Annotated in this window: 24 protein-coding genes; 18 read left to right on the forward strand and 6 right to left on the reverse strand. The window is 45.5% G+C overall.

Features of this window, described 5'->3' with window-relative positions:
* From HMPREF0240_RS05835 to HMPREF0240_RS05875, 9 genes are all read left to right on the forward strand, one after another.
* Complete coding sequence (locus HMPREF0240_RS05835; protein ID WP_009002517.1) at window positions 1–1209, forward strand: GGDEF domain-containing protein; 1209 nt, start codon at window positions 1–3, stop codon at window positions 1207–1209.
* A gap of 401 nt (window positions 1210–1610) precedes the next feature.
* Window positions 1611–1976 carry a DUF2089 domain-containing protein gene (locus HMPREF0240_RS05840; RefSeq protein WP_009002518.1) on the forward strand — a complete coding sequence of 122 codons (366 nt, stop codon included), beginning with the start codon at window positions 1611–1613 and terminating at the stop codon, window positions 1974–1976.
* A 99-nt stretch (window positions 1977–2075) separates the two neighbouring features.
* Entirely contained in the window at window positions 2076–2459 is a 384-nt protein-coding gene (locus HMPREF0240_RS05845; RefSeq protein WP_009002519.1) for a hypothetical protein, read from the forward strand.
* 32 nt (window positions 2460–2491) lie between these two features.
* The gene (locus tag HMPREF0240_RS05850) at window positions 2492–2755 is read left to right on the forward strand and encodes a hypothetical protein (RefSeq protein WP_009002520.1); all 264 of its coding nucleotides are present in this window, start codon (window positions 2492–2494) and stop codon (window positions 2753–2755) included.
* A gap of 259 nt (window positions 2756–3014) precedes the next feature.
* Complete coding sequence (locus HMPREF0240_RS05855) at window positions 3015–3737, forward strand: phosphatase PAP2 family protein (protein ID WP_009002521.1); 723 nt, start codon at window positions 3015–3017, stop codon at window positions 3735–3737.
* On the forward strand, window positions 3727–4779 hold the full coding sequence (locus HMPREF0240_RS05860) for a lysylphosphatidylglycerol synthase transmembrane domain-containing protein (RefSeq protein WP_009002522.1): 1053 nt from the start codon (window positions 3727–3729) through the stop codon (window positions 4777–4779). The genes HMPREF0240_RS05855 and HMPREF0240_RS05860 overlap by 11 nt, the downstream gene beginning before the upstream one ends.
* A gap of 69 nt (window positions 4780–4848) precedes the next feature.
* Entirely contained in the window at window positions 4849–5517 is a 669-nt protein-coding gene (locus HMPREF0240_RS05865) for a CDP-alcohol phosphatidyltransferase family protein (protein WP_035312433.1), read from the forward strand.
* 139 nt (window positions 5518–5656) lie between these two features.
* Window positions 5657–6601, forward strand: a complete 945-nt coding sequence (locus tag HMPREF0240_RS05870) for a phosphatidylserine decarboxylase (RefSeq protein ID WP_009002524.1) — start codon at window positions 5657–5659, stop codon at window positions 6599–6601.
* 456 nt (window positions 6602–7057) lie between these two features.
* On the forward strand, window positions 7058–8407 hold the full coding sequence (locus HMPREF0240_RS05875) for an MATE family efflux transporter (RefSeq protein ID WP_035312434.1): 1350 nt from the start codon (window positions 7058–7060) through the stop codon (window positions 8405–8407).
* A gap of 69 nt (window positions 8408–8476) precedes the next feature.
* On the opposite strand, the gene HMPREF0240_RS05880 is transcribed toward HMPREF0240_RS05875, so the two are convergent.
* From HMPREF0240_RS05880 to HMPREF0240_RS05895, 4 genes are all read right to left on the reverse strand, one after another.
* Entirely contained in the window at window positions 8477–9373 is an 897-nt protein-coding gene (locus tag HMPREF0240_RS05880; RefSeq protein WP_035312437.1) for a HAMP domain-containing sensor histidine kinase, read from the reverse strand.
* Between the two features lie 61 nt (window positions 9374–9434).
* Window positions 9435–10241 (reverse strand): ABC transporter permease, encoded by an 807-nt coding sequence (locus HMPREF0240_RS05885; protein ID WP_035312438.1) that lies wholly within the window; start codon window positions 10239–10241, stop codon window positions 9435–9437.
* Window positions 10234–11151: an ATP-binding cassette domain-containing protein gene (locus HMPREF0240_RS05890; protein WP_009002528.1), complete on the reverse strand. Its 918-nt coding sequence runs from the start codon at window positions 11149–11151 to the stop codon at window positions 10234–10236. Before HMPREF0240_RS05890 ends, HMPREF0240_RS05885 begins: the two co-directional genes overlap by 8 nt.
* 76 nt (window positions 11152–11227) lie before the next feature.
* Window positions 11228–11902: a response regulator transcription factor gene (locus HMPREF0240_RS05895; RefSeq protein WP_009002529.1), complete on the reverse strand. Its 675-nt coding sequence runs from the start codon at window positions 11900–11902 to the stop codon at window positions 11228–11230.
* A 391-nt stretch (window positions 11903–12293) separates the two neighbouring features.
* On the opposite strand from HMPREF0240_RS05895, the gene HMPREF0240_RS05900 reads away from it, so the two are divergent.
* A complete protein-coding gene (locus tag HMPREF0240_RS05900) occupies window positions 12294–12656 on the forward strand; it encodes a DUF134 domain-containing protein (protein ID WP_009002530.1) in 363 nt (120 codons plus the stop codon).
* Window positions 12657–12833: 177 nt separating this feature from the next.
* The gene (locus HMPREF0240_RS05905; RefSeq protein ID WP_009002531.1) at window positions 12834–13238 is read left to right on the forward strand and encodes a NifB/NifX family molybdenum-iron cluster-binding protein; all 405 of its coding nucleotides are present in this window, start codon (window positions 12834–12836) and stop codon (window positions 13236–13238) included.
* 162 nt (window positions 13239–13400) lie between these two features.
* Here HMPREF0240_RS05905 and HMPREF0240_RS05910 read toward each other — a convergent pair whose 3' ends face one another.
* Together HMPREF0240_RS05910 and HMPREF0240_RS05915 are read right to left on the reverse strand one after the other, a co-directional pair.
* Entirely contained in the window at window positions 13401–13613 is a 213-nt protein-coding gene (locus HMPREF0240_RS05910; RefSeq protein ID WP_009002532.1) for a helix-turn-helix transcriptional regulator, read from the reverse strand.
* A 225-nt stretch (window positions 13614–13838) separates the two neighbouring features.
* The gene (locus HMPREF0240_RS05915; RefSeq protein WP_009002533.1) at window positions 13839–14891 is read right to left on the reverse strand and encodes an ABC transporter substrate-binding protein; all 1053 of its coding nucleotides are present in this window, start codon (window positions 14889–14891) and stop codon (window positions 13839–13841) included.
* 155 nt (window positions 14892–15046) lie between these two features.
* On the opposite strand from HMPREF0240_RS05915, the gene HMPREF0240_RS05920 reads away from it, so the two are divergent.
* From HMPREF0240_RS05920 to HMPREF0240_RS05950, 7 genes are all read left to right on the forward strand, one after another.
* Window positions 15047–16060, forward strand: coding sequence for a hypothetical protein (locus HMPREF0240_RS05920; protein WP_009002534.1), 1014 nt, complete (start codon window positions 15047–15049; stop codon window positions 16058–16060).
* A gap of 421 nt (window positions 16061–16481) precedes the next feature.
* Window positions 16482–17771, forward strand: coding sequence for a sugar ABC transporter substrate-binding protein (locus tag HMPREF0240_RS05925; RefSeq protein WP_035312439.1), 1290 nt, complete (start codon window positions 16482–16484; stop codon window positions 17769–17771).
* A gap of 39 nt (window positions 17772–17810) precedes the next feature.
* Window positions 17811–18710 carry a sugar ABC transporter permease gene (locus HMPREF0240_RS05930; protein ID WP_009002536.1) on the forward strand — a complete coding sequence of 300 codons (900 nt, stop codon included), beginning with the start codon at window positions 17811–17813 and terminating at the stop codon, window positions 18708–18710.
* A 16-nt stretch (window positions 18711–18726) separates the two neighbouring features.
* Complete coding sequence (locus HMPREF0240_RS05935) at window positions 18727–19587, forward strand: carbohydrate ABC transporter permease (protein WP_009002537.1); 861 nt, start codon at window positions 18727–18729, stop codon at window positions 19585–19587.
* Between the two features lie 15 nt (window positions 19588–19602).
* Entirely contained in the window at window positions 19603–20649 is a 1047-nt protein-coding gene (locus HMPREF0240_RS05940; RefSeq protein WP_009002538.1) for an alcohol dehydrogenase catalytic domain-containing protein, read from the forward strand.
* 40 nt (window positions 20650–20689) lie between these two features.
* On the forward strand, window positions 20690–22921 hold the full coding sequence (locus HMPREF0240_RS05945) for a pyruvate formate lyase family protein (protein WP_148486309.1): 2232 nt from the start codon (window positions 20690–20692) through the stop codon (window positions 22919–22921).
* An 11-nt stretch (window positions 22922–22932) separates the two neighbouring features.
* Window positions 22933–23823, forward strand: a complete 891-nt coding sequence (locus HMPREF0240_RS05950) for a glycyl-radical enzyme activating protein (protein WP_009002540.1) — start codon at window positions 22933–22935, stop codon at window positions 23821–23823.
* The last annotated feature ends 10 nt before the right edge of the window (window positions 23824–23833 follow it).

Raw genomic sequence — 23833 nt, forward strand, 5'->3', positions numbered from 1 at the left:
ATGATATTACTTCTGACAGCTGCGGCCTATTACTATTTTAACTGGCAGTACTTTCTAATGGCCGGAAAACTCCGTCAAATGCCAGTACTTCGTGTATGGTTCGTCCCTATCAGTTTTGCCGTCAACTACCTGTTTTTCATTTTCTGCAGTATACTGGAGTTCCCGCTGATCGTGAACTGGTTTCTGTTCGCGTTTTTGTTGTTTTTTGAAACTCTGTTTTATAGTAAAGGAGCAGGAAGATGTGCACTGTTCAGTACGCTGATCGGAATTATCTACGGGCTTGCCGTGAATATTTTCTGCCGCAGTATCATAGCGATTCTGCTGAATCAGCCTCTGCAATGTTTTGATAATCGTACCAGCAGCGTCGGCAATCTGAAAGGGATACCGGTTTTGCTGGGCTTTGTACTGGCAGGTGCCATCATGCAGGTATTTAAGCGCCCGGCTTTTATAGATCGGCTGCGGCTGATCCTTAGATATCCCAGACATCACGCCTTTCTGCTGGAAATGATGGCCGGTCTGTTTTTTTATCTGTTCCTTAACCTGCTGTTGTATTCTACGCCCCTCAACGATCTTCTGCTGAAGGTATGGAGTATCAAATCATGCCTGTTCAGCGTGATTGGTTTTTATATTGCGATCCGCTATGCGGTTCGGATTTGTGAGCTGGATGATTACCGGGAGAAAAATCTGCGTATTGAACAGGAACTGAAGGAACAGAAGTGGGAGGAAGAATACCTGCGGCGTCAGGCGGCTATTGACTCACTGACGGGGCTTTACGACCGGCAGTATGCGGAGGAGACGTTATCAGCGCTGATGTCACAGAATACCCGCTTTTCCTTATGCTTTCTGGATCTGGACGGGCTCAAGAATGTCAATGACCAGTACGGGCACGAGGAAGGTGACCGCTACATTCTGAAGGCGGTAAGGGAGATCCACAGCGTCTGCCGAAGCAGTGACTCCCTGTTTCGTTACGGCGGGGATGAGTTTCTGCTTCTGCTTGCGGATATGGGGGCCGAAGGTGCAAAAGTAAAGGCGGAAGCAGTTAATGGCAGGCTGCACGGTCTTGCGGAAGAAGGTTCCTTTTCTTATCAGCTTTCCTTCAGTTATGGCGTGGCTGAGAGCGGAGAATATTCCGATTGCGGAGCCATGATTCATGCGGCTGACCATCGGATGTATGAACAGAAGAGGCAAAAATGCCTGGCGCGGGATTAAGCTGTGCCCTCAGGGTATGCCCTTTCACATTTTTAAGACAACCACTATTAGATATATAAGAAGTCTATGGATGCCATTCTGACAGACCAGGGGGCGGTGAGATGGCGGAGCAGGACGCCGCAGTATGGATGAGAAATCATTTATGCTGTGGCGTTCTTTATGTTATATAGGAGAGGCTTTAGAATATGTTTATACAACAAAAATACTCCGGGAGGAATGTAAACGCCATGATAAGTACATATAAGGTAAAAGAAGTATGGATTATATGGATAAAATTAAAGAAGATTAAAGATAATAGATATATAAATTAATATCTTTGATATAAAAATTAAAATAATTAATTTTTATATTGAAAATTATGATATATGGTGATATATTATTAACAGGAAGGAAGTGAATATATGAAAAAGGTCATTAGCCAGTGCCCGGTCTGCGTAGGGGAACTCAGTGTTGTGCGTCTGAAGTGTGCAAAGTGCGGCACAGTGATAGAGAATGATTTTACACTCAGTAAGTTCGACTATCTGTCAGCCGAGGAACTGCATTTCACCGAGACATTCATCAAGTGCCGGGGTAATATCAAAGAGGTGGAAAAGGAGCTGGGGATTTCGTATCCCACTGTGAGGGCGAAGCTGGACGGGGTCATTCAGAGACTCGGTTATGAGAAGGAGGCTGCCAGGGATGAGGAGATGCTTCGGCGGGAGGCTGTTCTCAGGGCACTGGAGCAGGGGGAGATCACCGCGGAGGAGGCAATCCAGAAGCTGAAGTGAGCAGATATGAAACCAGATATCCAGAAAGATATTATATTACAAACCCTAAGGAAAGATTCAAGGTAAAACAACACATATTATGAAAAAATGGAGGATAATATGGACGAGCGATTGAGAATATTAAAGATGGTAGAAGAAGGAACCGTGACCGCAGAGCAGGCGGCAGAACTTATGAAAGCCATGGGAGTGGAAGCAGAGCAGACAACTGCTGTTGCGAACAGAAGCTATGATAAGAAGATGTTTCGTATCATAGTTGACAGCCCTGTGGGAGATAAAGTGAATATCCAGTTTCCGGTCGGTGCAGTGAAAAAGGTGCTAAAGGCAACCGGAAAGCTGCCGCTGCCCGAACAGGAGCTGCAGGGGATGGATTTATCTTCTATCATGGACGCCGTATCGGAGTGTCTGGATGAAGAGGTTGAAGGTGATTTTGTCAATGTCAGTGCAGCAGACGGCACCACGGTCAGAATATATGTGGATAAATAATTAAAAACGAACGGCAAGCGAGGAAACATATTATGATGGTAGTAGTAAAATCTCCGGATGTAAACTTAAGAATTCCGGTCCCCATGGGAATGGCATCTCTTGCAGTAAAAGTAATACCGGAGGCTGCATTTCGACAGATGCGCAAAGATGTGCCCCCGCCCTATGATGCACTCATCACCAGGCCGGTTCTGGTGATGATGCTGGATGAATGCATGGATATCCTGAAGGAGAATAAAGGACTTGAGGTTGTACATGTGGAAGCTTCGGACGGGACTTTTGTCTCAATAAAGTTATAGGACATTTTAAAATAAAAACAGACACAGGTTTTTTACCGCCCGGAGCAGGTGATCCTTCCAGGATTGTTTACTTCAGGCGGTAATTTTTATCCGATCCTGTAAGGGAACAGAACCAGCAGCCAAAATTCCACTCTTTTATGGAAGATTTTCCAGAAATCTTAAAAATTTATTAGGATTTATGAAAGAAACGGGGAGAAGAGGTGCAACTTTTGAAAAGTCTGTTATAATAGCAATAGACTGAAGAGAAAGGGCGGCTGATATGGGAAAAATATCCGGAAAAAGAAAACCAGTTGTACCACAATATGCAATATTCCCACTTCTATCCTGTGTTATCCTGAACTTTATTGTTTATACCGGCACAGATTTTCTGGCGGGATCATGGAAACATTATGACTTAACGCTTCCCATAGACCGGGCGGTTCCGGTTATTCCGGGATTTGTCACTGTCTATCTGGGATGTTATCTGTTCTGGATTGTGAACTATATACTGATAGCACGGCAGGGGGAGGAACACTGCATCCGGTTTGCAACAGCGGATATGCTGTCAAGGCTGGTCTGTGCGTTTTTCTATCTGGTGCTTCCGACTACCAATGTGCGGCCGGTACTTTCCGGCGGCGGGATCTGGGAGATGCTGCTGGGAATGGTATATGGGATGGATGACCCCACAAGGCTGTTTCCATCCATCCACTGCCTTGTGAGCTGGTTCTGCTTTATCGGTATCCGGGGACGGAAGAATGTACCGAGGGCATACAGAGTTTTTTCATGTCTGTTTGCGCTGCTGGTCTGTGTATCCACGCAGTTTACAAAACAGCATTACATAGTGGATGTGTTCGGTGGAATTCTCCTGGCCGAAGGAATGTACTGGCTGGCGTTCCATACACAGCTGTACAGGTATCCGAAGCGGGTATTTGATATGCTGAATAAAAAATGTTTTCGCAGGCAGGACGTGTCAGTCAGAAAGCAGGTGGGCTGTGAAGAGTAAAAAGAAAAAGATTGTAAATGCCGTGTTTGTCCTGCTGGTGTTTGCATTGACTATCTATAGTGTTTTTAAAGGGGAAGATCTGCGGGCGGTGCTTAGGACCATCCTGCAGGTAAATCCCTGGTATCTCCTTCCAGGAGTTCTGGGGGTGGTAGTTTTCATCTGGGGAGAGTCCATTATCATCCATTATATGTTTGGAACACTTGGGATTCGCGAGAAGAAATGGACCTGTTTTCTATATTCCTGTGTGGGATTCTTTTTCAGTGCCATCACCCCTTCGGCCAGCGGAGGGCAGCCGATGCAGATATACTATATGCGGAAAAATAAAATTCCGGTTCCTGTCTCGACATTGGTGCTGATGATTGTTACAATTACATATAAATTGGTATTAGTGGCAGTGGGACTGTTCGTGGCCTTCTTTCAGAGGGGATTCGTACACAAATACCTGGAGGGGATACTGCCGGTATTTTATCTGGGAGTAGGTTTGAACGTAGTGTGCTGCATTGCCATGTCGATCCTGGCATTTCATCCGGCGCTGGCAAAGGGGATTATGATGTGGTGCCTGAAGATACTGGAACGCATCCACATTATGAAGCGCAAGCCGGAGAGGACGCAGAGGCTGGAAGCGTCTATGGATCAGTATAATGCGACAGCAGCCTATCTGCGCAGTCATGCCAGAGTCATGGTCAATGTCCTGCTGATTACATTTTTCCAGAGATTTGCCCTGTTTTTTGTGACATGGTTTGTCTACAGGGCATTCGGACTTCATGGAGCGCATATTTATGACGTTGTTATGCTCCAGGCAGTGGTATCGGTATCGGTAGATATGCTTCCGCTCCCGGGCGGAATGGGAATCAGTGAAAATCTGTTCCTGATTATTTTCAAAGGTATATTTGCAGCGGGGCTTCTGCTGCCGGGAATGGTATTAAGCCGCGGAATTGCATATTACATACAGTTGCTGCTCAGTGCAGGAATGACACTGTTCGCACATCTGACAATTGGACAAAAGGTAACGGATAAAATATACCCAAAGGGCACCACATAACACATGACCTGCGGGCGGATCTGCAGCAAGCTGCAGAATTATGTATAAACTAAGGAAAAGAGAGAGAAAATGATTGGATTTTATAATTATACAGTGGTGTTGACTTACATCAGTCTGGGCATATCCGCATTCGGCATGACACAGGCGATTCACGGAAGATTTAAAACGGCAATTATCTGCCTGGCATTATCCGGACTCTGCGATATGTTTGACGGGAAAATCGCCCGTGCAAAAAAGGACAGGACCGAGGACGAGAAGGCATTTGGCATTCAAATCGATTCATTGTGCGATGTTGTCTGTTTCGGGGCATTTCCTGCACTGATCTGCTATCTGCTGGGCGTGCGGGGACCACTGGGCATGGCGATTATCATAATGTACTGTATCAACTCTGTAATCCGGCTGGCGTACTTTAATGTAATGGAGGCAAAGAATGCACTGGTGACGGAGGATGGTGAAAAGTTCTACCGGGGGCTGCCAATTACATCCATGGCGATTGTCCTGCCGCTGGTATTTATGATTCAGTTTTTTGTTCCCGATTTTGTTTTCCGGATCTGTCTGCATCTGGCACTTTTGATTGTGGGGATTTTGTTCATTGTGAATTTTAAACTGAAAAAACCGAAAAATATGACACTGGCAGTCATTGTGGGAGTTGTAGCGGCTGCGGTAGTCGTCATGATATTTTTTACGCGCTACAGGATCAGCTTCCATCCCGGATGGCCCTGGATTGTGAGACGGTAGTGGGCCGGTAAAATTCAGAATAAATTTAGCCGAAAATTACTGGCAGATGGCAGAAAGATCACAGGAAAATAGTGGAAAGGATTATCCCCGGACATTACAGATTATATTTATTTTACGGTCGGGGATGCAGAGACTACATATGAAATATATCGACAGAGACGGTAATATGACGGAAGAAAAGAATGGGCAGGACAGACTGCTTGAGTGGCTGTACACGCACAGGAGCGGAAGACTGCTCATTGGCCTGCTGGTGCGGCCGGGAATATCAAAGGCAGGGGGATGGCTGCTGGACAGAAGATGGTCCACATGCCTGATTGCCCCATTTGTAAAGAAAAGCGGCATCGATCTGTCCTCCTATGTGGATAAGAAATATAAGTCTTACAATGACTTTTTTACACGTGAGATTAAACCCGGATTCCGGCCGCTGGAAGGCGGCGAAGGGGCGCTGATCAGCCCCTGTGATGGTAAGCTGAGCGTGTATCCGATCACGGAGAAAGTGGGGGAAGAGAGCAGATTCTGCATCAAAAATACCGAATATACGGTGAAATCGCTGCTCCGCTCCTCGAGCCTGGCAAAGCGCTACGTGGGAGGCTGGGCCTGTGTGTTCCGCCTGACGGTTGATGATTACCACAGATACTGTTATGTAGATGACGGCGAGAAGTCAGAGAATTACCGGATCAACGGCATCTTTCACACGGTGAACCCGGCGGCGGGGGATGTATATCCGATCTATAAAGAAAATACGAGAGAATATTCTCTTTTAAAGAGCAGGCATTTTAAGACCGTGCTGATGATGGAGGTTGGTGCGCTGATGGTGGGCCGCATAACAAACTACCATGAGGCATGCCAGGTCAAGAGGGGAGAAGCCAAGGGGCGGTTCGAGTTCGGCGGGTCTACCGTGGTGCTGCTTTTCCAGAAAGACGCAGTAGAGCTGGAGGAACGGTTGGTCCGCAATACACAGGCGGGATGTGAGACAATCATAAAAATGGGGGAGCGGATTGGGAGGGAGGTCGCTCCGCGAAATGAGCGGCAGGAAGTTTCCGAAAAAGAAGGCAGGGGTGCTGGAAACGGAATACGGCAGTAAGCTGGAGTAGAATAAAAAGGAAGGAAAACCAGGGCAGACCTGGCCACATCACCTGAAGCCCTGATGGCTTCAGGCGCTGGGGCCAGGAAGATATGTGATTTGTGATCACATATCTTACCCTGGTTTTCCTTCCTTTTTACTCAACTCCAGCTAACAGCCGTAAAGACGCTTCCAGCACCCCTGTCTTCTTTTTCGGAAACTTCCTGCCGCTCATTTCGCGGAGCTTGGCGCTTCCAGGCGGGAGGTGCATACGGATGGGATTCTTAAAGGGGGAGGTATTTGGGTATTTTTAAGTTAGAGCGTGCTTTGATTTTGGGGGATACGGTCATTTTAATTAGTAGTTTTTTCTAAAAGCCTAAAAGGCGGGCAGGACTGGGTAAATCGTGATGGAAAATTATTCACTTCAGGCGTATAATAATACCGTTGGTTATAACAAGGGCTTATGAGGTGAAGGGCATGATTAAGGACAGAGAATTTTACATAAATTTTTTTAAGATATACAGTGCGCTGGTGCTGCAGAATGTTATTACTTTGAGTGTGAATCTGGCGGATAATATGATGCTGGGGGCTTACAGTGAGACTTCTCTGGCGGGGGTTGCGGCGGTGAATCAGATTCAGTTTATTTTTCAGCAGCTGCTGATGGCGCTGGGGGACGGGCTGGTTATTTTCTGCAGTCAGTACTGGGGGAAGAAGCAGGTGCAGCCGATGAAGAAGATTGCGGCATCTGCCATGCATGCGGCGCTTGTCATTGCGGTGCTGCTTTTTGTTCTGGTCAGTGTGTTTCCGAATCAGGTTGTGGGGATGTTTACTACGGATAAGCCGATTATTGGTGAGGGCGTGAAATATCTGGAGATTATCAGGTTCACATATCTGTTTTTTGCGGTTACCCAGCTGCTTCTGGCGGCGCTTAGAAGTGTGGAAGTAGTGCGGATCGCCATGTGTCTCTCGGTGGTAACATTTTTCGTGAACTGCGGGATTAATTATGTTCTGATCTACGGGCATTTCGGCGCACCGGAATTGGGAGCCAGAGGCGCGGCAGTCGGGACTCTGATCGCCAGAATCATTGAGTGTACGGTTCTAATTGTTTTTGTAGTGACAAAGGAAAAGAAGCTGAATCTGAGACTAAAAGATTACCTGCATTTTGACAGGGTGCTTTGTAAGGATTACTTCAAAATTACAGCGCCCATGCTGGTGGTGCAGGGGCTGTGGGGGCTGAATACGGCTCTTCAGACCGTGATTCTCGGACATATGACTGCGGCGGCGATCGCGGCGAACAGTGTGGCATCGACGCTCTTTATGATGGTGAAATCCATGGCGGTTGGTGCGGCGTCCACTGCATCTATCATTATAGGAAAGACGATCGGGATGGGGGATATCAAAGTTGTAAAACAATATTCCATCCGGCTTCAGAAACTGTTTCTGGGAATCGGGATTGTTTCCGGTATTATTTTGTTCTTTATCCGCATTCCGATTCTGAATCTGTACGACCTGTCCGCTTCCACGAAGGAGATGGCGAATACATTCCTGATCATTCTGAGTGTGGTAATTGTAGGGATGTCCTATCAGATGCCAACCAATAATGGCATAATCAGAGGCGGTGGAAATGCGATGTTTGTTGTAAAAATGGATCTGGTCAGCATCTGGATGATTGTAATTCCGCTTTCCTTTATTATGGCATTTGTAGTGAAAGCTTCTCCCGCAGTGGTTGTATGCTGTCTGAATGCAGACCAGATCTTCAAATGTATTCCGGCCTTTCTGGAATCACACTATGGAAACTGGATACGGAAGCTTACCCGGGATGTGTAGAGACAGCGTGAATCCTCTGGTAAATGTCTGCAGACGGCAAGCGGACGACGGCCCCGTCCGGCGGTGCGGTTAAGGCTGGTGTGTATCTTCCGACGGCCAATTTATTAAGACTTTTAATACATTTTGTGCCAGAACCGCCTCAATGGTTCCACCCATTTTTTCCGTCATTTCTCTGACGATTGCCAGACCCAGACCGGAGGAACCTTTGCGGCGTGCTCCGTCCGCTTTATAGAAACGATCAAATATCTGCGCCACATCAATTTCTGAATCCTCAGCAACAGGATTTTCAAAGGTCAGCACTCTGCCCGCCTGTCTGATCGTAATGCCGCCGGTTCCGTGCAGCAGGGCATTCTGGATCAGATTGCGGAAAATCCTTGTCAGGCATTCTTCATCCGCCATCATCCGTATCCCCTCATCTTCAAATTCTACCACAGGTTCCGCTCCCTTTTCCTCAAACTGCCGGTACATTCCCACAAGACATTCCCCAAGAAGCGGCAGAACCTGCACAGGCCGTATAGACAGCTCAAATTCATCGCTGGAAAGTTTTGTGTACAAAAATAATTCTTCCAGCATGTCTTTCAGCTCTTCCAGTCTGTCCTGGCTGACGTTCAGATACCGGTCTCTTTTTTCTTCGTCCGCGCATTCTGCACCCATTTGAAGATACCCCGCTGCACTTGTCAGCGGGGTGCGGATATCGTGCGCCAGGGCAGAGATATTCTGTTTCAGCCTTTTCTGGGCCTTGTCATACTGTATCTCTTTCTGACGGTTCAGTTTCATCACCAGATTCAGCTTTCGGCAGAGTTCCAGAAAAGATTTATCCTTCCGGGTTACAAAAAGCTCCATGTGGCTGCCCTGGGCCAGCTCATCCAGCTGCCGGCAGACGGATCGGATCTCCAGGCGGTATCGGATGCAGCGTATGAGCAGAAAAACTGCGATAGCTGCAAATGCCACTGTCAAAATTACCATCGTATCATACCTCCTGTTCAAGAGCCGGTTTATCATCTAACTTACTTACTACGGCTCTCTGCTAAATATCTTTCTTATTCAGAACCACTCCTGCAAATACCGTATACACAATCAGGAACACAATCCCAACGGCAAATCCCGCCAGGTCGGCAGGACCATGATATACCTCCGGAGCGCCAGTCAGGCTAAAATATAAAGTGTACTTCAGCCAGCCGTTTGCGTGGAAGAATCCAAGAAGTGCGTTCAGTATAGTAACAATTACACCGCTTGCCACCAATACGGCTGTCAGAATCCCGGCCGCTATACTGCGGGTGAGCATACAAACCACCATAGTCAGCGCCAGGATCGCCATGGTCAGAACCCAGGCCTGTGCCATATAGAACAGTACAGAGGAAAGCTTTGTAAAAGGAACGCTTCCGCCTATTATCAGATTCACTAAAAAAGTAAACAAATAAGCCGCCGCCAGATAGATTATATCTAAGATGGCGAAAGAAAGCATCTTGCTGCCCACATATTTCCAACGGTTTACGTGAATTGACATAATGTTCTTAATAAATCCGTTTTTAAAATCTGCACATACAAATATGGTAAAATATACAGAAATCACAAGAGAAAAGAAGCCGCCGTCCGTACAGGACTGTCTGAATACCAGCAGAAGATTGATCTCCTGGAACAGCGCCTTTGCTTCCTCCACCTCTGCAATATCCATCATGCCAAGTTTACCTGCAATTACCTGTCCTCCGGGTGTCAGCATTAAAAAGAGGAGAAAATATACGAGCGCGATTGTTGCAAGAATAATTCCCAGGCAGATATAAGCCGCTTTGCCTTTTCTCATCCGGTATAAATCCATTCGCATTAAACTAAGCATTGCGGGCACCTCCTTCCATCTTATCCAGGAAGTATTCTTCCAGATTCATATGGTGGAAGCCCGAGGAGTACACCTGCACCTGATTCGTTACCAGCAGCTGTATCAGCCATGCACTGTCTGTAAAACCATAGATGCGTAGTGTCTGGTTATCATAAACTTCCAAACCTGCATCTTTCAGATTTTCTGAAATAACAGGAAGCGCACGGTCTACATTATCTACCTCAAGCTGGAAATAATCACGGCACTTTTCTTCCAGTTTTTCTTTGCTGATTTGTTCCGTCATTCTCCCGCCGCGGATAATTCCGTAATGGGAAGCTATTTTACTCAATTCACCGAGGATATGTGAACTTAGAAGGATCGTCTTTCCTTCCTCATTTAGTGTGTTCATCAGTTCACGAAGTTCCCGGATTCCTTCCGGATCCAGTCCATTGATCGGCTCATCCAGGATGAGAAGATCAGGATTGCCAAGGAGTGCAAGGGCAACCCCCAGTCTCTGTTTCATCCCCATGGAAAAATGTTTTACCTTCTTATTGCCAGTATTAGTAAGACCTGTGATCTCCAGCACGGAGTCTATCGTTGTCTTATCAGCCAGTCCCATGCATTCTGCCTTCATTCTGACATTATCCCGTGCCGTCAAATCGTGATGCAGCCCGGCCTCTTCGATCAGCACGCCTGTCCTTCTGCGTACCATCGGATCATTGACAGATCTTCCGAATAATTTGGCTTCCCCGTTGGTTGGATGCACCAGACCGCAGAGCATTTTCAATGTAGTCGACTTCCCCGAGCCGTTCGGTCCGATTAATCCGTAGATTGCACCGGTCTTAACCTGCATATTCAGCTGGCTGACAGCTTCCGTGTTCCCATATGTCTTGCAGAGCCCCATCGTCTCTACTGCAAATTCTTCATTCATAAGCTCAACTCCCTTTGCGTTTTTTGTTTATGGCATCATTATAAAAGAGAAAGTTTCATAAAGTGCTCAAAAAAGTTTAAGAAAGTTTAAAGCCTAATCCCCAGACCGTCTGGATATAAGAATCAGTCCCGCTGTCTTTCAGTTTGGAGCGGATATTACTGATGTGCACATTAATGGTCTTATCCTCAGCCAGATACTCTTCACCCCAGGCATATTCATAAATCATCTGCTTTGAGAACACCCGTTTCGGATTCCGCAGGAACAATTCCATAATCAAAAACTCATGACTCGTCAGCTCAACAGGAATCCCTCCCGCCGTCATCTCATGGTTGGCAGGATTCATCGTCCACTCCCGATAAGACAAAACACCTTCATCAATCCCTGCCTCCGGCTGCTGTCCCCGTTTTCGGAGCTGAACCTGAATGCGCACCAGCAGTTCCTGCAGTTCAAAAGGCTTACATATATAATCATCCGCCCCCGCCTTGAGCAGTTCAATCTTACTGTCCAGCCCATTCTTAGCCGAAAGCACAATCACCGGAACCCGCCCCGCAAAGACCTCAATCAGCTCTTCACCCGAAATCCCCGGCAGCATCAGATCCAGAATAATCAGATCAAATTCCTTCATTGAAAAAAGCAGCTTCCCCTCACTTCCCGAAAAAGCCTGAGAGCAGCAGAAGCCCTCCCCGCCCAAATATTCAAATATCATCTGATTAATATCAGAATCATCCTCAATAATAAGAATACGATACATCCTGTTTCACTCCTTAATTGGCCGAAAAAATCCCATTATTCCGGCAAAATACATACACGACAATCATAACATAAATCCCTGCTGAAGTCATCCAAAACGGGATTTGGGGAGCGGGCTTTGGTCTTGCGGGCGGATGGGGAATGGCTGTGTGGATCTTGTATTCTGCTTAAATGGAGTGTTTTGAGAATATGAAAAGGATACCCAGGGAATGATGCTGTGTAATTATCTGTATTATACGAATTCTCTGTTGTTTGGGTATTTGACATATCTGGTCACAGAGTATAATATTTCTTTAGAGTAGTTTTACGGGAAAATGAAAATAATTATATTCTGACGTATGCGGGTCCTATTGGACACGGGCAGCAGGCGGATAGAATGAAAGGTGGTTTGTATGGGAAGACCGGTGAAGTGCAGGCGGATATGCCAGATGCCAAAAGTGGATGAATTTATTCCTTCCGACCAGGGATGCGATGAAATTATAGAGATGACTGTGGATGAATATGAGACGATCCGCCTGATTGATCATCTTGAATATTCACAGGAGCAGTGCGCACAGCAGATGAATGTGGCAAGAACAACGATCCAGGCTGTCTATGATTCGGCCAGAAAGAAACTGGCTGACGTGCTGGTAGAGGGAAAACGGCTGAAGATCGGGGGCGGTTCATATGAAGTGTGCCCCAAGGCGTCAGGATGCTGCCGCAGGCAGTGTGAACGTGCAAAATGTAAGAGCACTGAGAGGGAATGTAAGAAGTAGGAGTACTGTGCAGGAATATAAAAGGCAGGAGCGCTGTGCGTGTACGCAAAATAGGAATGCTTCGTATGGAAAAAGAAAAGGTGAAAATCAAGTGTGGGAATGGAAAACAGATAGGTTATTGACATATGCCGGAAATAGGTGTACAATTTTGTTACAAAATCATTAGGAGGTATGGGGATGAAAATAGCAGTAACCTACAAAGACGGAGAGATATTCCAGCATTTTGGCCATTGTGAAGAATTTAAGATGTATGAGGTGGAAGAGGGCAATATCAAATCCTCAGAAGTCGTAAGTGCTGTCGGAAGCGGACATGGAGCACTTGCAGGTTTTCTGAAGGAGCATGGTGTACAGACTTTAATCTGCGGAGGAATCGGCGGAGGAGCACGTATGGCTCTGGCTGAGGAGAACATTGAACTTTACCCCGGAGCAGCGGGAGATGCAGATGCCAGTGTAGAGGCATTGCTGAAAGGTGTGCTGGCATATAATCCAGATGTAATGTGCAGCCATCATCACGGCGAGGGACACAACTGCGGAAACCACAGCTGCGGAGAAGACAAACACGGGTGTGCAGGGAACCACTAAAACAGAAAAATCTTCATGGAAATGACCAGAACAGAGTGGGATAAGTTCCATGGGGATTTTTTGTTTTAAAGGGAAAGGGGCCAAAGACAGGTAAAGTTCAGGGAGTGACATTTTAAGATTCTCAAAAAAATCAAAAAAGGACTGGGCCCTAAATAGTTTACACTATCGCCTGTCCCGCCCGGCAAGTTCGTCTAATGATATATCAAACAGATCTGCAATTTTTATAATTTCATATATATCAGGAATTCGTTTGCCTATCTCGTAGTTAGATAGCGTCTGACGTTTCATGTATAATTTATTTGCCACCTGTTCCTGCGTCATGTGGTGTTTTCTGCGCAATAACCGTATGTTGTGACCGATTGTATTTTGTGACATATCTTAACCCCCTGTTCATTCCCTGGCATTTTAAAACAGATATAATAATTGTAACTGCCAAAGTCTGATTAATAATAAAAATAAAGTATACTTATAGACATATAATATCAGCTTATAGAGATGATATCAAGAAATGATTCTGCATGAGGGATAAAATACGTATTCCTTATATTAAAAGGGGGCCTGCCATAAGACAGCCCCCTTTTTGGCTGATTTCAATCAAAATTATTTACTTGCATTCTCAGCGAATTTGGTAGTTACCAGGTCTTCATAAGGTGCACGCGTATCCAGTTCGCCTGCGCTCTCCAGGATATCCTGCAGCAGATCAAAGCTGCTTTCCTCGAATACAAGATTATCTTTCCATGTATCCTGATCATAATATCTGGTTACAATTTTCGTAATCGTATCCAGGTCGGTTTCCGGAAACTGGGGTTCAATGACTGCTGCGATCTCTTCCGGAGTGTGAGACTGTACATAGTCCATTCCTTTTTGAAGAGCATTCACAAAGCCCTGGATCACATCCGGGTTTTTATCAATAAAGCTTTGTTTTGCACTGTAAGCCGTGTAGGGTACATATCCGCTGTCTTCACCGAGAGATGCGACAACAAAGCCTTTGCCTTCTGATTCCAGTGTGGTTGCCCCTGGTTCAAATTCGACGGTAAAGTCGCCCTGTCCCTCAGCAAAAGCAGCGGCAGTAGAACCAAAATCAATATTCTGGTTGATCTCCAGGTCGGCAGTCGGATCGATACCGTTCTGTTTCAGAATATACTCGAAGACCATCTCCGGCATTCCGCCTTTCCTTCCTCCAAGTACAGTACTGTCCTTGATATCATCCCATGAAAAATCAGGCATTTCGTCCCTGGCAACCAGGAAATTTCCTGCACGTTGTGTAAGCTGCGCGAAGTTGACAACAAAGTCGTTGGCACCTTCATTGTAGGTATAAATCGATGCTTCAGATCCCATAAAGCCGATATCGGCTTCACCTGACAGGACCGCGGTCATGGTCTTATCCGCACCAAAACCGCATACCAGATCGAGGTTGATCCCCTCATCTTCAAAATAACCTTCTTCCACAGCTACGTACATAGGTGCGTAGAAAATTGAATGCGCTACCTCATTCAAAGTGACATCTGTCATTTCTTTTACTGCATCCTCTTTCTGTGTCTCTGATGTGGCTTTCCCGGATGTTTCCTTGTCATCCTTCTGTGAACCGCAGCCGGCAAGCAGAGCCATTACCATAACGGCTGCAAGCAGTGCGGCAAGTATCCGCTTCTTCATAAAATTCCTCCTGTAAAAGTTCGGTCTCCTATACTATATGAAAGTTATAAAAATTGGTTCATATTTGCGGGAGGGATAGTAATTTTCAATGACCTCTGATATGATAAAGGAAAGAGAGATGCAATTAAGGCATGATTCATAGAAGAGGACAATATATGAGAAGAGAAGCTGATTTAAATGCATGGGGAAAATTATACGAAACTGCAGGAAAAATAAAGGCTCTGGAACCCTGGAAAGATTTCTGGGATATGGATTTAATCATCGTGTGTCCGAAGGGAAAAAAGGTTCCTTACTTCTGCAGCATCATGGGGCGGGCAGGTTCCTGCTGCGGGATTAGTGTTTATAAAGGGGAGGATGGTCTCCGGGACCTGGATATGCTGACGATGGCCGATGTCGGGGGAATCCCTCTGGATTATGCCGTATTTGAGCAGAATAATCTGACCTGTTACTGGGGAGACCGGGAAGAGGTAGACCCGAAGCAGAAAAAGATCATCAAAGATCTTGGTCTGAAGTTTCGAGGAAGAGGCCAGTGGCTTTTCTTCCTGTCCTTTAAAAAGAGGTATACCCCGTACATTCCTGACGCCGAAGAGGTTGAGGAACTGACGATAGTCTTCGAAGGGCTTCTGGCCATCATACAGGACTATCAGGAAAATCATATCCCAGTGGATTACGAACAGGGCGAGTACCTCTGGAGTATTTACAATAAAAAAGAGGAAAGATGGAAAAGTGAAATACATGCCCTTCCCTATGATCCGGATCTGGAAATCAGCATCATAGAACTCAGCGATGAGATATTAAAGAAAAAGCTGCAGAAATGTCCTTATGTTGAGGGGGAACTGCAGATGGACTTTCTCTATCTGAACAGCAGTACCATTGAAAATCAATATGACCGGCCCATAAACCCGCTGCTGTTTCTGGTAGTGGACGGAGAAAGCGGAATGCTGCTCAGAGCGGAACTGCTGGATCCAGAAGATGAGGAGATTGACGTGATCCTGAGCTTCTTCATCCAGTTTACGCAGCAATACGGCAGAATAAAAACAATAAAAGCTAGAAATCCCATTATCTACTCCGCACTTACAGACATTTGTCAAAAGTGCAAAATAGACCTGACAAACGGTGATATGACAGAAATAGACGAGGCAATTCAGGATCTGAAAGCTCATCTGTAAGCTATGAAACAAATAAATAAGTATGTTCGATAACTAAAATGAAAAGCTCCTTTTTGAACAGACAAGGAAAGATTAGACTTGTCTGTCCGAAAAGGGGCTTTTCTATATTTAAAAGAATTAAATAAGTGAAATAATAAAAACCAGTAAAGAAAATAAACGAATATAGAAATGAAAAATATGTTGAATTGAAATTATCTCCAAATTTCAGGAATGTGTACGCTGCAATTCTTTTGGAGATAATTCACAAAATAACAGGTTAATAAATGTTAAATATGTAGAATATTATTTGAAAACAGGTTAAATTGTTGACTTATAAAAAGTGTAATGGTAGTATAATTTTAGTTTGTTTAATATATGTGAAACCGGTTGACATATATCGCAATTAAAGAAAAAATTACAAAAGGTGTAAGGAGGATTAGGTATGAAAAGAAAGAAGATAGCAATCTTATTAACAGCTGTAATGATAGCAGGTATGGCTGCCGGATGCGGAAGTGGTTCGGAGAGTAAAAAGAGTGACAGTTCCGAGGACGGGAAAGAAGTAGTCCTGACCTGGCAGAGTTATGACAGTTACGATAAATATGAGAAAGTGGTGGATGCTTTCGAGAAAGAAAACCCTGATATTAAAATCGAATTCGAAGAAGTTTCTGATTTTTCAACAAAGATACTTACGGAGGCAACGGCAGGGGACCTGCCGGATTTGATTAACTGTAATACAGGTACAACACAGCTGCTTGCAGAATCAGGGGCGCTGCAGAAGTTTGATACGGAAGAACTGGAAGCTGATGAGGAGTACAAGTTCGACGATTTCTGGGATGCGGCAAAGACATATTGCACCTATGATGATGAGTGGTATGCGCTTCCCCTGGACGGCGGCAACTACGGATGGGTTTACAATGTCGATATGTTCCGGGAATGCGGTATCGAGGTGCCTGAGGAAGGCTTTACATGGAAGGAATTTGAAGAGGCATGCTCTCTGCTGAATGAAAATAAGGACAAGTTGGGAATTGAATATCCGACGATTTTTAATGATTTGTCATCTTCAATCGATATGATGTATCCGCTTATCACAGAGGCGGGCGGAGAGTATCTGAATGCTGACGGAACATGTGCATGGAACAGCGAAGCAGTTGTAACGGCATTCGAGTGGGTACAGAGCCTTGTAGCTGAGGGATATATTCCGTCTATTGAAAAGCTGGGCGACGGATACGATGCTTTAATTACAAAGTTCAACGCCGGCCAGATTGCAATGTGCCGTGTCGCGCTTTGGAATTCTACCTACCTGGAAGATACCGTAAACTGGAAAGTTATGAATGCACCAAGGGGAAATGACGGCATACAGTCAGAAGTACTGTTCCTGAATGGAATCGGTATTTCCAATACATGTGAGAATTACGATGCAGCTTTAAAATTCGTAAAATATCTGACCAGCGAAGAGGGGCTTGCAATGTATTTGAAAGACAATACTTCACCGCAGATTGCGGTAAGGCGTTCACAGGCAGACCTTTCCGTGGCAATGTTTGATGAAAAACATGATATGCAGTTATATAACACAGGACTGGAATATGCTGGTTATATCGATCTTACAAACACTTTTGCAGACCAGCAGACCATTATAGGGCAGTCTTTTGATGAAATATGGCACAATGATGCAGACATTCAGAAAACATTGGACTCCCTGGTTGAACAGCTGGATGGATTACTTACACAGTAGAGGCAGATTTTTCATCTGACGATATAAGGAGGCAGCATTTTGAAAAAAAATAAGGAATGTCAGACAAAGAGGAAAAGTGATATAGGGATTGCATTGGTCTTTTTGTTTCCATCATTGATTCTACTGGCGCTTTTTGTGTTCTGGCCGATGCTTGATTCCATAAGAATGTCTTTCTACGACTGGAATCCACTGAAGGGGAAAGTATTTAACGGAATCGAAAATTACGTGAATCTGGTGCATGATAAGCTCTGGTGGTCAAGCCTGCGCAATACGGTTGTCTATATCCTTATGAATGTCCCCCCAATTGCAATTTTTGCGATTATAATGTCGGAACTGGTTTTATTTGCTAATAAAAAAAATAAGAGTATTTCTAAACTTGTGCGTGGAGTTTTTTTCCTGCCATGTGCATTGTCACTTGTGGCAACAGGTGTTGCATGGAGATATTTGATGGGAACCAATTATGGTGTTATCAATAATTTCCTGAATGCAATAGGGCTCCCATCCGTCGGCTGGCTGACGGATGGGAAAACAGCACTTGTCTCAATGGCTATTGTTACGATCTGGCGCTGGGCCGGATACTACATGGTCATGGTCGTAGCCGGGCGGCTGGAAATATCAAAAGAATTTTATGAGGCAGCGGACCTGGACGGAGCGAATGCATGGCATAAGTTTGTCTCCATTACGCTTCCTCAGCTAAAACCAGTACTGACTTATATTATCCTGATGTGTGTGATTGGAACATTCCAGGAATTTGATCTTGTTTATACGATGACAAACGGGGGGCCGGGTACAAGTACATACCTTACAGGACTGACATTGTATAAAACCGCGTTTTCTTCCTTAAAGATGGGATACTCCTGTACAATGGCAGTATTTATTTTCCTGTTATCAATTATTATTTCGGTTCTGCAGCTTAAACTGACAAGTGAGAAAGACTAATCGTGGAGGGAAGATTATGAGACAGGCAATAGCAAAATCATGGAAAAGGGGAGTGACGGGCCAGATCATCTGCTGGCTGATCATTGCCGTATTAGGATTTTCAATTTTCTTTCCATTCTTATATATATTAGCTACATCTTTAAAGTCAGATACGGATCTGGCAACAAGTGTGGGGAGAATTTTACCGGAACAGCTGCAATGGGGGAATTTTGCTGAAGCTTGGAAGCTTCTTGATTTCAGGAGGTGCTTCATCAATTCTTTTGTTGTGGCAATCGCAGTGACGATTCTGACGGTATTTTTATGCAGTATGGCGGCCTATGTATTTACCAGGCTGGAATTTAAGGGAAGAAATCTGCTGTTTATTCTGTATCTGTCAACAATGATGATACCGATAACGGTAAGGCTGATTCCGTCTTATCTGCTGTGCAGGGAGCTGAGTCTTCTGGATACATATGCAGGCATGATTTTACCACAGGTAGCGTGGTCCATACCGTTTGGGACTTTTCTGATGAGACAGTTTTACTTTGGAATACCAAAGCAATTAGATGAAGCAGCTAAAATTGACGGGGCCACACATTTTCAGATATTCACCAGAATACTGATGCCCCTTACAAAATCAAGCATGACAACGCTTGGGACTTATACATTTATTTCAGCATGGAATAATCTGATATGGATGCTGTTAGTTGTACAGAGCGAAAGTAAGTGGACAGTGACACTGGGAATCAGTTCGATATGTGGAGCTTCGGTTGTGAAGCAGCCCACATGGAATCTGATTATGGGCGTGATCGTGATCGGAATGATTCCGGTGTTGATTTTATTCTTTTCTTTCCAAAAATATTTTATGCAGTCTGTGGCAGCAACGGGAATAAAATGATGGAGGTAGATTGGCATGAAAGGGTTAGTTGTAACCAGAAACAAAGAGGTATGCTTAAAGGATGACATTCCGATGCCGGAGATCGGCGATTATGAGGCGCTTGTTAAAATAGAGTGCTGCATGATCTGCAATGGAACGGATCTGGGTGTGATTCATGGCGATATACATGAAGTAGAGCGGTATCCGGCGGTGCTTGGCCACGAGGACGCAGGCCGTGTTGTTAAAGTGGGAGCCAAAGTGACCTCTTATAAGGTGGGGGACAGGGTAGTCCGGGCCGGCCAGCATAACAGCGGAAAATATGCAAGCGCATGGGGCGGGTTTGCCGAGTTTGGGATCGTTAAGGACTATGAAGCAATAAAAAGAGACCATGCAGATGTGGCGGATGCCTCATTGGGCATTACCCAGCAGGTGTGCCCCAGGGAGATGAAGCCCGAGGATGCCGCCCTTCTTATTACATTGAAAGAAACATACAGCGCAATTGCCAGGATCGGAGCGGCAAATGCCAGACGTATGGTGATTATAGGCGACGGACCTGTGGCGCTCGCATTTTTAGTCTGCGGTAAGCTGCAGGGGATTCAGGAAATCTATCTTTTGGGAAATCATAAAGAGAAGCTGGATATTGCAAAAAAGCTGGGAGCAGCCAAAGCTTATTGTAATAAAGAGAAAGAAACCGCCCTGTGGGCAGAAAAAGAACTGGTGAGGAATGCGGAGTTCTGTGTGGATACGATTGGCTGCAATGCAACGATCAATCAGTGTATGGACTACATTTGTGATGACGGGGTCATAGCGGTGTACGGATTAAAAAATGAAGAGAAACTCCAGGTGAAAATTCCGGAACTTCGCAATTTTTCCATCCAGTATGTACAGTGGCCGATTCCGGAAACAGAAGCAGAGGCACATAAACCAGTCGTTCAGGCAATTATGAACCATGAGATTAATACGGATGCATTTATAACACTTCGACTGCCTGTTACTGAATATGAAAAAGGATTTCAGGCAATACAGGACCGTACCGCTTTGAAAGTGGTTTTATACTTTTCAGATCCGGAGTGTGAAACGTAAAGAAGGAAATACGAGAAGCCGGATGGGAGGCATGAAGAGAATGGAATACCGATTTGACAAAGAACAATATTTTAAAGAGGCAAAGGATGTATATTCAAAATACCCCAGCGATGTTTCTGATATGGAGAGACTGCTTGACGAGCAGAATGTCAGGCATCCGGAGGCATCGCCTTTTCAGAAAAAAACCTGGATTTACCGGACTGCCGCAGAACATGCGGAGGTCATTCTGTTTCCTTCCTGTCCGTTCTATGCAGAAATAGATACCGGAAGGGAGCAGAACAGCGTTACCGCAACCTTCCCTCCACAGCCGGGGATCGGCTGCTGGCTGATGAAGCAGTATCCGGATTTTATATCTGAGTATGGAGAGTGGAGTGACTATTATGGGAGCCGGGGCGTGATGAACGGCCCGCAGTTTATGGATGCCGCCCATCACTATGCGAATTGTGAAACTGTGCTGAAGTACGGGCTGATCGGGATTAGAAAAATCGCAGAAAAAAGGCTGCTGGATGACGGTTTAGACGCACATCGGAGAGATTTCCTGATGTGTATGACAGATGTCCTGGAGAGCCTTATGGCAATTGCGGACAGATTTGCCCAGAAGGCAGAAGAGATGCTCCGGACAGAAAAGGACGAGATGCATTGTCTTGTACTGAAGCGGATTGCAGATACGGCGCGGCACATCCCGGCTTATCCTGCACAGACGTTCTATGAGGCGCTTTGCGCAGTCTGGTTTACAAGGGAAATGTGCAATGCACTGGATGGCCTGGGCTTTGCTGTCATTGCGCATCTTGACCGTATTCTGGAGCCTTACTACACACGGGATATGGAGGAAGGAATTCTGACCCGGGAGGAAGCACAGGAACTGCTGGATTGTTTAGTGTCTATGACGGATGCAAGATGGGATCTGGAGGCAGACCTGCCGGGCGGAACCAATGCAGATATAATCATCGGCGGCTGTGATGCAGAGGGCAGGATTATATATAATGATATCACTGTGATGATCATAGAGAGTTACCGGAAATATCAGTTTGCCAATCCCAAACTGCAGGCAAGGGTATCGCAGAGACATCCCGAAGAATTTCTAAACCGACTGGGCATACTTTCAGGAATGGGGTTAAATGTCCTTTCTATATTTAATGATGATGTAATAATCGAAGCAAACCGCCGGAAAAATAAAAAACTGGAAGACTGCAGACTGTACGTGGCGGGGGGATGCCAGGAAATCTGCCTCTCGAATGAAGTGAACAGCCGGGCATATACTTATCTGAATCTGGTCCAGATGTTAAATGGATCGCTGTTTCCGGAAAAATGGAATCCGGTGTTTGCAGCCGATGATTTTTCATTTGCTCCGGCATGGGAAGCGGATTCCTTTGAGGAATTCTACCGGATTGTAATGGAAAACTATTGTAGTGAGCTGCACATGTTCATGCGGAAATACCGTGAATTCGGAACCTGGTGGAAAACGATCAATCCCTGCCTGTTTTTTTCTGCGACGATGCCTTCCTGTATCGAAAAGGCGATGGATGTCTCGGAAGGCGGCGCGGAGTATAACACGGACAATTTTGCAGCAGCAGGTGCAGGTACAGTGATTGATTCACTGTATGCTATTAAGACGGCAGTATTCGATAAGAAGATTGTGTCTATGGAGAAGCTTAAAGAAGCGTTATCCGATAATTTTGAACAGGAGGAAATCCTGCGGCAGTATCTTCTTCATAAGGTACCAAAATTCTGCCGTGATGCGGAAGCCACGGAATTTGGGAAACATGTGATGCATGATCTGGCAGAATGCCTTGGAGGAGAGCCAAATGGCCGGGGTGGATTTTTTGAACCGTCGTTGTTTGCATTTTATTCGTATGACTGGTTTAAAGATACAACTGGGGCAACCGCAGACGGAAGGCAGTGTGGGATCGGGCTTTCCAGAGGTGTGAACCCGAGCGAGAGTACAGAAAATATTAATATTGCAACTTTGCTGGATGCTCTGAAAAGATTAGATTATACAGAGTTCCCAGGCGGAGCGGTCACTTATATGGACATTCCTGTTGTGAAGGACACCATGCAGCCGCAGATATTTGCCAGTGTAATCAGAGCATTCTGTGAGAACGGCGGGAGCGTTATGGATTTTAATGTGGTGAACAGACAGGCCTTGCTGGATGCACAGAAGAATCCCGAGGCACATAGGAACATCGTAGTCCGTATATGCGGATACAGTGCTTATTTCCACACCCTGACTGCAGAAATGCAGAATGAAGTAATTGGCCGTACACAGAGGTAAGGAGAACGGGAATGCAGATGATGACTGTGAATCAAATACAATACTTTTCACTCTACGACGGTCCGGGGATTCGGACCACCGTATTTTTGCAGGGGTGTAATCTTCGGTGTGCATGGTGCCATAACCCGGAGACGTGGTCCCTGTATGCGTCGGTCAGCTATGCAAAAGAACGATGTGTGCAATGCGGAGCATGCGGGAGCGTCTGTCCGTCCCATGCCCATATCTTCGATGAGAACAAACATCTTTTTGAGCCCGAAAAATGCATCAGGTGTGGTGCATGTGCAGAAGTCTGCTGTACAGAAGCGCTGGAAATGAACGGGACGCAGTATTCGGCCGTCGGATTGTATGAGAAGCTGGTACGCGACCAGCGCTTATACGAGATCTCCAATGGGGGAGTTACTTTTTCAGGCGGAGAGCCGCTTCTGCAGTGGGAAGCGCTGGAGGAAATCTGCGTTATGCTCCGTAAAAACGGGATTCATGTCGCCATGGAGACTGCACTCGATCTGCCCTGGAAGACCGTGCAGAGAAGCCAGACATTTACCGATTTGTTTTTAATTGACTGTAAGATATTTGATGAAAACAGGCACAGGGCGTATACGGGAAAAAGTAACAGGCAGATTTTAGATAATCTCAGGAAACTTGCTGAAACCAGCAATATTGAAATAAGAATCCCCGTAATAGAGCGTGTAAATACCGATGCAGAGAATGCAGAAAATACGGCGGCGTATTTAGCGGGGCTTGGGGAGCGCATTAAAAGTGTGGAACTCCTGCCCTATCATGATTTTGGTATTGCCAAGGCGGCACATGTAGGAATTACCCAGAAAAAATTCGGGGTTCCATCGGATGAACAGATTGCAGAATTGCGGCGGATTTTTAGAAAATATCATTTGAATGTGAAGTAGCCTGCGTTCG

The organism is Clostridium sp. D5, assembly GCF_000190355.1.
Taxonomy (GTDB): domain Bacteria; phylum Bacillota; class Clostridia; order Lachnospirales; family Lachnospiraceae; genus Faecalicatena; species Faecalicatena fissicatena_A.